The 6,960-nt window shown below is 32.3% G+C and carries 7 protein-coding genes and 1 tRNA gene; 5 read left to right on the top strand and 3 right to left on the bottom strand.

The window, feature by feature from the left end; genetic code table 11:
• The first annotated feature begins 51 nt into the window (after positions 1 to 51).
• Positions 52 to 140: transfer RNA gene (locus AC2D8K_RS08615), tRNA-Ser, on the top strand.
• An 880-nt stretch (positions 141 to 1,020) separates the two neighbouring features.
• Here the strand turns inward: AC2D8K_RS08615 and AC2D8K_RS08610 are convergent.
• A complete protein-coding gene (locus tag AC2D8K_RS08610; RefSeq protein WP_100066984.1) occupies positions 1,021 to 1,089 on the bottom strand; it encodes an epsilon family phenol-soluble modulin in 69 nt (22 codons plus the stop codon).
• Positions 1,090 to 1,329: 240 nt separating this feature from the next.
• Between AC2D8K_RS08610 and menE the strand changes: the two genes are divergently transcribed.
• Together menE and menC are read left to right on the top strand one after the other, a co-directional pair.
• Positions 1,330 to 2,742, top strand: a complete 1,413-nt coding sequence (gene menE, locus AC2D8K_RS08605; RefSeq protein WP_002452123.1) for an o-succinylbenzoate--CoA ligase — start codon at positions 1,330 to 1,332, stop codon at positions 2,740 to 2,742.
• A complete protein-coding gene (gene menC, locus AC2D8K_RS08600; protein WP_002452124.1) occupies positions 2,729 to 3,742 on the top strand; it encodes an o-succinylbenzoate synthase in 1,014 nt (337 codons plus the stop codon). The genes menE and menC overlap by 14 nt, the downstream gene beginning before the upstream one ends.
• On the opposite strand, the gene yidD is transcribed toward menC, so the two are convergent.
• Positions 3,726 to 3,965, bottom strand: a complete 240-nt coding sequence (gene yidD, locus AC2D8K_RS08595; RefSeq protein WP_002452125.1) for a membrane protein insertion efficiency factor YidD — start codon at positions 3,963 to 3,965, stop codon at positions 3,726 to 3,728. The genes menC and yidD overlap by 17 nt on opposite strands.
• Positions 3,966 to 4,025: 60 nt before the next feature.
• Here yidD and ytkD point away from each other — a divergent pair, with 60 nt between their 5' ends.
• Positions 4,026 to 4,499, top strand: coding sequence for an RNA deprotection pyrophosphohydrolase (ytkD, locus tag AC2D8K_RS08590; RefSeq protein WP_002452126.1), 474 nt, complete (start codon positions 4,026 to 4,028; stop codon positions 4,497 to 4,499).
• 10 nt (positions 4,500 to 4,509) lie between these two features.
• Positions 4,510 to 5,259: an alpha/beta hydrolase family protein gene (locus AC2D8K_RS08585; RefSeq protein WP_172852446.1), complete on the top strand. Its 750-nt coding sequence runs from the start codon at positions 4,510 to 4,512 to the stop codon at positions 5,257 to 5,259.
• 33 nt (positions 5,260 to 5,292) lie between these two features.
• Here AC2D8K_RS08585 and pckA read toward each other — a convergent pair whose 3' ends face one another.
• Positions 5,293 to 6,885, bottom strand: a complete 1,593-nt coding sequence (gene pckA / locus AC2D8K_RS08580; protein WP_002452128.1) for a phosphoenolpyruvate carboxykinase (ATP) — start codon at positions 6,883 to 6,885, stop codon at positions 5,293 to 5,295.
• Positions 6,886 to 6,960 lie beyond the last annotated feature (75 nt).

Here is a 6,960-nt window from a genome sequence, read left to right as displayed (position 1 = left end):
ACAAACAGAAGTGAAATATCGCTTCTGTTTTTTTATTTATCATATTATGATGGAGAGTTGTCCGAGCTGGCCGAAGGAGCACGCCTGGAAAGTGTGTAGGCGCCACAAGCGTCTCGAGGGTTCGAATCCCTCACTCTCCGTAAAAGTGCCTAGAATGGTTTTAATCCATTCTAGGCTTATTTTTGTTTTCTTTTAAATTAGGCATTAATTTGAGGATAAAAGAATTTAAATGAAAGTCTAAATTATAATAAAAGTGAGTAAAGTTGCCCAATCAAAAATTGAAGACCATAAAGAAAGACAACCACACAACGTTAAAAAAGAAATAAAAACATTAGAATTATATCTTGAGAAATAAAATAAAAATGTTATAATATATATAAGTCAACGACAGTGCGTGGACTATTAAAACGAAATACATTGAACACAGTAGCCAGCCAACTATGAGGCTAGGCGATAATTGAATATCATAGTATTTTGCAGGATTGAGTTTTATACTTATCCTGCTTTTTAAATTTAAAATGATACATCATGAGAATTTTTACAAATAAACAAAAAATTATATTATAGAGATTGAAGTAGTACTACTTCAATCTCTATTTTTTATGGATAAAATCAAATGAAAGTTATAAGAATAAGTCAATATGATTATGAGACACTGTTTAAAAATATAATAAGTGTTAGTATCACCAAATTTGGAATTTTAAAAATAGGAGGGGTTAAGTTTATCAGATATTTCACGATTGATTTTGAAAATTGCAATTGATTTTGAAAACATTGCAATTATTTTATGGCTATTAATAATTCCAAACGTTTTAGATGAAAGCATATCTAAGTATCTTAAAAACGATAATATTTATAATATATAATTTTCTTCATTCAAACTTTGTCTATCAATTAAATAAAACTATATCCACATATAGCATATCAAACATATAAGAAAAACCCTAAAGCGATACGATAAGGTATGCTTTAGGGCCATAGGATTATGGAACTTGAGTTCCAGGATGATCATGATGCAGATTATTTGTTACCAAATAAACCTTTGAAGAAATCTACTGCTTTTTTGATAAGATCTGTGATAAATTGCATTGTGATTCACCTCCTATAATTTGTATCTTTAATATAAATCTTTTTTGGTGTTTTTTTCTTATTTTATATACGTTTTTCCCAAGATGTAGTTTTTATCCTTTAAAAGGACATTCTTGAATGCGAAGGTGTAGATATACATTTGTTTCTACATACTTTATTAGAAATTTAAGATTTGAACACTGATAGATGCTATTAAAATCGTTATAATTAAATATGTAATCATAAATGGAGGAATGACTCGTGGACTTTTGGTTAAAGGAACAATCTATCAAGAATAAAAACAAAATAGCTGTGACTGATGGACAACGCTCGCTTACATTCAAAGCTTTATATGATGAAGCGCATGTACTTTCACAACATTTAATACAATTAGCTCAGTCAAGAATTGGTTTACATATTAACAATCGAATTGAATCATTGATATTAATACATGCATGTTGGCTTGCTAATATTGAAATTGCGATGATTAATACTCGCTTAACGACTAATGAAATGATTGCTCAAATGAATTCAATCGATGTTAATACAATTATCACAACGACATCTTTAGAATTAGAAGGTTTTAATATATACAATATTGAGGAAATTCAGCTTTTAAATCAAATAGAAGATCAAATGAATATTTTTAAATTAGAAAATATCGCATCAATCATGTTTACGTCGGGTACGACAGGTCCACAAAAGGCTGTGCCTCAAACATTTAAGAATCATCTAGCAAGTGCAGAAGGATGTAAAAGGAGCTTAGGTTATAGTCTACAATCTAAATGGTTATCTGTACTCCCGATTTATCATATATCAGGTTTGAGTGTGATATTACGTAGTGTGATGGAAGGATTTACTGTCAGACTATTAGAGAAATATAATACAGAAGATATGCTTGATATAATTAAAAATGAAGATATTACTCATGTGTCTCTTGTACCACAAACATTAAAATGGTTAATGGATGCCGGTTTAGAAAAGCCTTATCAATTAGAAAAGATACTGTTAGGTGGCGCAAAGCTTTCTTCTAATTTAATTCAACAAGCTTTAGAGTATCGCTTGCCTATTTATAATTCGTTTGGAATGACTGAAACATGTTCACAATTTTTAACTGCGACACCAGATATGTTGGCTCAACGATATGATACAGTTGGAAAACCGAGTGATAATGTCAAAGTTAAAATTAAAGATGCTGATCAAAATGGTCACGGTGAATTACTTATAAAAGGGGAAAATGTAATGAATGGTTATTTATATCCTTCTAATTTAACAGATACCTTTGAAGATGGCTTTTTTAAAACAGGTGATATTGCTGAAATTGACGATGATGGCTTCGTTATGATTTATGATCGTCGTAAAGACTTAATCATTAGTGGTGGAGAAAATATCTATCCATATCAAATTGAATCTGTAGCTAAATATTTTCCTGAAATTGAAGACGCCGTATGTATCGGTCAAAATGACGACACATGGGGTCAAGTACCGGTACTATATTATATCGCCCAAGACTATGTTGATAAAAATGATTTACAGCAACATTTCTCCACACATTTAGCTAAATATAAAATACCTAAAGCCTTTTATGAAGTAAATGAATTACCATATACATCAACAGGTAAACTACAAAGAAATAAAGTGATGTCTAAGGAATCAAAAAATGAAGATAAATGAGTTGAAGTTTTATTTATATAGTCAGGCATTTAAATCACCTATTGTGACACCTAAAGTGTCGTTAGACAAAAGAGAATGTTTAGTTATCGAACTGATTACTGATACAGGTGATACGTATTTTGGTGAGTGCAATGCCTTTAAAACACCATGGTATGATAAGGAAACCATATCATCGGTTAAACAACAGATTGAACAGTGGTTTGTATCAATAAAAAATAAAGATGTACATTCGTTTGAAGAATGGCAGGCATTATTGAATACATTAAATCATTGTCCGGCAGCCCGCAGTACAGTTGTCATGGCGTTATATCAAATGTATTATAAACTTAAAGCATTTAAGGTTGAATATGGTGCTACCGTCAGTGGATGGAGCGATGCCCAATTTGCGACGTTAAAGCAAACGCAACCTAAACGTATAAAATTGAAATATTCAAATCAATTAATTTCTGATATTAATAAATTAAAGTCATTAGAATTTCCATTTGATATTGTCATCGATGCAAATGAGTCACTCGATATCAATCAATACCAAGAAATAAATAAAAATACTAAGCAGAACATATTATATATAGAAGAACCATTTGCTAATATTAATACCTTAAAACAGTTTGATGATGAACCTCAATTACCTATTGCTATTGATGAAAAAGCTACATCAATTGATGATATTCAGTATATTGTTTCGCATTATCCAATTGATACGGTCGTACTCAAGCCGTTTAGATTAGGTGGCATTGACCGTGTTATCGAAACCATTGATTATCTAAAAAATAGGGGTATTAATATTGTTGTAGGTGGTATGTACGAATATGGATTGAGTCGATATTTTACTGCGATGTTATCTCAATATGGTGATTATCCTGGAGATGTGACGCCAGCAGGCTATTATTTTGAAAATGATTTTGTGGAAAATGAAGGTATTTTAAAAGAGGGAATGATTGCATTCATCCCCCCAGTAGTTGATAGAAGTAAATTAGAATGTATTAATGGTGATGTTTAGACTTATTTTTAGCAAGCGGTACTGGGTCATAGCCACCTTTATGTAGTGGATGGCATTTGAGTATGCGTCGAATACCTAAATATAATCCTTTGAAAGCACCATGATATTGAATGGCTTCACGCGTATATTCTGAACATGTAGGATAAAAGCGACAAGTAGGTGGTGTTAATGGAGATATATAGCGTTGATAAAAATGTATCAAGGCTAGAAATATTTTTTTCATAAAAAAGCCTCCAACCAGAATTTTGAATACAGTTATTTTAACATATTATAAAGGAATGTGATGTACTTGAAGTTTTTAGATAAAGACCAAAGAGAAGTGCAGTTAACATATAAAGCGAATACAGATAATCCAACAGGTAATCACGTTCTTGCAATACCAGTATACCAAGGGAAGTTATTATTTACTAGACATAAAAATAGAGGTATTGAATTTCCTGGCGGCAAAAGAGAACATGGAGAATCAAGTATTGATGCTATCCAACGAGAATTATATGAAGAAACCGGCGCATATGTAGAAGAAATGCAGTATATTGCTCAATATACTGTGAAAACTAACGATGCCACTAGGTTCGTCAAAGATGTTTATTTTATTCAAGTTTCATCTTTAGCCAATCGAACTGACTATTTAGAAACAGATGGCCCTTGTCTTTTTACTTCTATTAAAGACATACCATATAGTGAACGTAGTTTTTTGCTACAAGATGACGCCATTTTACACTGTTTTGAAAGGGTGACTTCACTTGGACTTTATTAAAATGAAAAGAATGCCGATTGAAATAGCTACGCACCAGTTTGATGAAATCACTTATGATGTTGATCATCTAAAAGTGAAAGCACTAGTGATGACACCATATAGTAAAGTTAATCGAATCGTGGTTTATTTAAGAGGCGGAAAAGGACAAGTTGGTCGGGTACGAGCAGCTCGTTTAATGCAATTTGCCAATGAGCACACACTTGTTGTAGGTCCTTATTATAGAGGTAATAATGGTAGTGAAGGTAAAGATGAGTTTTATCGAGGAGATTTAAATGATGTCACTGAACTTATACGCATATTACATTCAAAATATCCCTACACGTTTATACATATGATTGGATTTTCTCGTGGTGGGTTGCAAGGCTTGCTAACATTTCAAGATTTACCAGTTGATAGTTATATCATTTGGGGTGGTGTTTCTGATATACATTTAATGTATGAAGAGCGTGTGGATTTAAGAGGGATGTTGAGAAGAATGGTAGGACATCCTAAAAAAGATCATGAAGCATATGAAGTTAGAGAAGCGATACAATATATTACACCGCAAAGTCCACCGATTTTAATTGTACATGGTGGTAAAGATAAACAGGTAGGTATTCATCAAGCTTATTATCTAGAACGACAATTGAAAGATATTGGTGCACCTTATGATACATGTTATCAAATGGAAGAAGGACATGTACCTCGACCATTTGCTTTGCAAGAAACTTTAACGTATATACATAAATGGATGACTCAAATAGAAACAAACAAAAAATAGCGCAGCAGATTTAAATCTGCCGCGCTTTTACTTTTATTTATTGAAAGCACCTTTGTCAGAAATATGTTCCACTTCAGGGCCGAATTTTTTGAAGTTATCTTCAAATCGTTGGATAAGATCATTTGCTTGTGCTTTATATTTTTCAGCGTCGCTCCAAGCATTAATAGGATTTAAAATAGTTTTTGGTACATCTTCGATTTCAACTGGAATATTTAAACCAAATGTTGAGTCTTTTGTAAACTCTGCATCTTTTAATTTACCTGAGATAGCTTGGTTAACCATTTGACGTGTATAGTGTAAACTAATTCTTCTACCAACACCATATTTTCCGCCAGTCCATCCAGTGTTAACTAAATACACATCAACATCATGTTTATCAATTAATTCACCTAATAGGTCTGCATAAACAGTTGGATGAAGTGGTAAGAATGGTGCGCCGAAACAAGTAGAGAATGATGGTTCTGGTTCAGTTACACCACGTTCAGTACCTGCTAATTTAGACGTGAATCCACTTAAGAAATGATACATTGCTTGATCTTTAGTTAATTTTGAAATTGGAGGAATCACACCAAATGCATCTGCAGTTAAAAAGATAATCGTATTAGGATGTGCTGCTTTTGAAGGTAATACAATATTATCAATATGATGAATAGGGTATGCCGCTCTTGTATTTTCAGTGAATTTATTATCATCGAAATCAACAGTACCATCTTCTTTAACGACTGTGTTTTCTAGGATAGTGCCGTATTCAATAGCATCATAAATTTGTGGTTCTTTTTCTTTTGAAAGATTGATCGCTTTTGCGTAGCAACCACCTTCAATGTTGAACACACCATTTTTATTCCAACCATGTTCATCGTCACCGATTAATTTTCTTTCAGGATCAGCTGATAACGTTGTTTTACCTGTACCTGATAACCCAAAGAATAATGCGACATCGCCTTTTTCTCCTACGTTAGCAGAGCAATGCATACTCATAATATCTTGCATAGGTAATAAGTAGTTCATTACTGAGAAGATACCTTTTTTCATTTCACCAGCGTATTCTGTGCCACCGATTAAAATAACCTTATGCTTAAATGATACAATGACAAACGTTTCAGTTTTCGTACCATCAACTTCAGGATCAGCTTTAAAATGTGGTGCTGATACAATTGTAAAGTTAGGTTTGATTGATTTTGCTTCTTCTTTAGATTCAGGACGAATGAACATATTATGTGCAAATAAATTATGCCATGCTAATTCGTTAATGACAGTTAATTTTAAACGTGAATCTTTATCACTACCTGCGTAGCCGTTAAACACATATAGTTCATCTTTTTTACCTAAGTAATCTAATACTTTATTATAAAGTTTTAAGAATGTTTCTTCATCGATAGGTTGATTGACGTCTCCCCAATCTACATTATCTCTATATGAAGGTTCAGTAACGATAAACTTATCTTTTGGTGAGCGACCAGTATATTTACCAGTGCTTGCGTTAATAGCGCCTAATTCAGTAAGTTCACCTTCATTATTATCTAAGATCTTATTGTAAAGTTGAGTTGTTGATAGTTGAAACTTCGTTGATGGTTTTTCTAATAATTGTTTAATTTTTGTCGTTTCAGAGTATGTATCAATCGACATACTTAATCCCTCCAGATAGTTATAATGTAAGCCTTTACATTTCAATAGTATAACATATCAATTTAATTAATCCAC

This window comes from Staphylococcus sp. 510 (genome assembly GCF_057219715.1).
The sequence above is the reverse complement of the archived record's forward strand: the minus strand, read 5'-3'. Positions and strand labels throughout refer to the sequence as shown.